Source organism: uncultured Campylobacter sp., assembly GCF_937949835.1.
In the GTDB taxonomy this organism is placed as follows: Bacteria; Campylobacterota; Campylobacteria; order Campylobacterales; family Campylobacteraceae; genus Campylobacter_B.
In genome coordinates, this window is record NZ_CALEDC010000377.1 from 1 (window position 1) to 1008 (window position 1008).

Consider the following 1008-nt stretch of genomic DNA (forward strand, 5'->3'; position numbering starts at 1 on the left):
CGCACCCGCGTATGAGTCCGCAAGACCGCGCGCTACGACCTCTTTGGCTACCGCGCTCGCATCGTTGCCCACTATTAGATCGAAGCTGGAGCCGCCGATGCTTGCGAGTTTGGCGCTCATCGCGATTAGGTTTTTATCTAAGTTCGCATATTCGCTGACGTCGTCCTTAAACTCCATCTTAAAATACAAAAATGCAAGCAGAGCCGCGCAAATGATGGCGAGCGCTTTAAGCTTATTTTGCAAAGCGCCTTTGCGTAGAGCTCAAGAGCTTTTGCAAAGACTGGGGCGGGACGAAATTCTACCCCTTCAAGAAGCAGTGGTAGGGCGAAGTAGCTAAAGCAAAACGCTCCCGCAAGTGCGGCTATCGCAAAGATCGCGATCTCTTTGAGCAGAAAAAACGGGCTGAATAAAAATACGAAGTAGCCTCCTGCGGTGATGAAAAACCCTAGAAGTAGGATATTTCGCATGCTTTTTATCGAGCGAGCTTCGATGCGGCGCGCGATATTTGCGCCCAGCCAGTGCACCGCGTAATCCAACATCAGCCCGATTAGGCTCGTCGAAACCACGGCGCTTAGGATGTGGATCGAGCCGCGGATCGCCATCGTAGCCGCTACGCCGCAGGCAAGCCCGAAAAGCGCGGGCAGCAGCAGGCAGAAGATCCGTGCGCGCGAAAATGCCGCCAGCAGCAGCGCCGCGCACAGGCTAAGCGATACGGCGCCCGCGACGGAGCTTTCACGCACGCCCGCACTTTTGCCCAAAGCGCTAAAAAGGGCGGTGCCGGAGATTAAAATTTCGCTCTTTTGCGCCTCGCGCACAAGAGCGCTAAGCGCGTCGTCGTTTGCTTTCGGAGCGAGTTTGGCCGTAGCGAGGTAGTGCGGCGCGCCGTCAATGGTCGCGATGAAGCGGTTTTGCGCAGGATCAAGCTTGATCGCGCCGCGAGAGCCGAGGCGCGAGTGAAGGCTAAGCGAGAAAAAATCCTGCGAGAGGCTAAGCGGGCGAAATTTTGAG

The 1008-nt window shown here is 56.1% G+C and carries 1 pseudogene; it reads right to left on the minus strand.

The window, feature by feature from the left end:
* Positions 1–137: 137 nt before the first annotated feature.
* Positions 138–1008: pseudogene (locus Q0256_RS08615) on the minus strand (hypothetical protein); the annotation flags it as partial.